Below are 1,492 nucleotides of genomic sequence, written 5' to 3'. Positions count from 1 at the left end.
AACGGTCAGCATAGTCACCAATGATAAAGCCTTTGATCAATCCACGGCTCTTAATGAGTTTTGTCTGAATTCTTGGACCTAGATCACCGTCAGTCCGGTTATAAGACGAAATCGCACCGCAAAGAGGGATGCGTGCAAATTCATTTAATAGATTTATCGCTGCGTCAGAAATTGGTCCGCCGACATTGTCAAAATATATATCTATTCCATTTGGACAGGCTTTCTCAAGCGCCTGTTCCATATTTGGAGAGGTTTTATAGTTAATCGTTTCGTCAAAGCCAAGTTCCTGCTTTAAATAGGTTGTCTTTTCATCGGAACCAGCAATTCCGACAACTCGAGCTCCTTTAATTTTGGCAATCTGTCCAACGATCATACCAACCGCTCCTGCTGCACCGGATACAACAACTGTTTCCCCTTCTTTTGGCTGACCAATATCAAGCAGACCAAAATAAGCAGTCAAGCCAGTTAAGCCAAGGACACTCAGGTATGCGGTCAGAGGAGCGATTGTTTCATCAATTTTACGTACCTTGGATTCCTGAATAACGTTATATCGCTGCCATCCGAGCGTCCCGACTACTTTATCACCGACGCTTAACTGATCTGAATCAGACAAAACGACCTCTCCAATAATTCCGCCACAGATCATCTCATTTAATTCGAAAGGTTTCACATACGATTTTGCATCATCCATCCTGCCCCTCATATACGGATCAACAGATAAATAGATTGTTTTAACAAGAACCTCTCCTTCTTCCGGTTGTGGTACAGGACTGTCTTTAAATGTAAAATTCTCTTTTGTTGGCATCCCTTTTGGGCGCTTTGCCAATAAAATCTGACTATTTTTCAATTTTTCTTTTAATGTCATTATCTTTCCACCCCTTTAGCCTTCAAGTCGACTGCAATATTATCCCTGGTTGCTTTGGAGTATGGACAGATTTGATGGGCGGATTCAACAAGTTGTTCAGCTACTTCTTGTTCAACCCCTGGAATTTTAACATCCAATGCAACAGTAAGAGCGAAACCTCCATCGGTATCTTTTCCTATTGATACTTGCGCTTTCACCTCTGTTTCGCCAATTTTAGTTCGTTGCTTTCTGGAAGCCAGATTCAACGCACTGTCAAAGCAGGCTGCATACCCAGCAGAAAATAATTGTTCCGGATTGGTCCCTTCTCCCCCAGCACCGCCAAGTGATTTAGGCATTACTAATGGCATATCAATTATCTTATCATCTGAAATCACACGTCCATTACGTCCACCTCGGACAGTGGATGAAGCAGTATATAAAGCATTCAAGTTTATCACCTCATTTTAATTGCGCACAATTTAATTGCGCAAGACCTATTAAAACATAGAAAGTTCTTCTCGTCAAAAAACAAGTTTGACATTTTATGAACTTCCATATAGTTTAAAATAGAGAAGGACTGAAAGGATGAATGTTAATGGAGAAAGATGAAGCAATAAAATTAAACAACCAACTGTGTTTTTCTATCTA

General features: G+C 40.5%; 2 protein-coding genes. Both read right to left on the bottom strand.

Annotated features, from left to right (window positions below; genetic code table 11):
- The coding region (locus ABD010_RS18265) for an NADP-dependent oxidoreductase (RefSeq protein ID WP_343816511.1) at window positions 1–865 on the bottom strand (865 nt) is incomplete at its 3' end.
- Window positions 865–1,293: an organic hydroperoxide resistance protein gene (locus tag ABD010_RS18260; protein ID WP_174615791.1), complete on the bottom strand. Its 429-nt coding sequence runs from the start codon at window positions 1,291–1,293 to the stop codon at window positions 865–867. The genes ABD010_RS18265 and ABD010_RS18260, both read right to left, overlap by 1 nt.
- Window positions 1,294–1,492: the final 199 nt, after the last annotated feature.

Source organism: Virgibacillus siamensis (genome assembly GCF_039522605.1).
Classification (GTDB): domain Bacteria; phylum Bacillota; class Bacilli; order Bacillales; family Amphibacillaceae; genus Lentibacillus; species Lentibacillus siamensis.
This window is presented reverse-complemented; position numbering and strand designations above follow the sequence as displayed.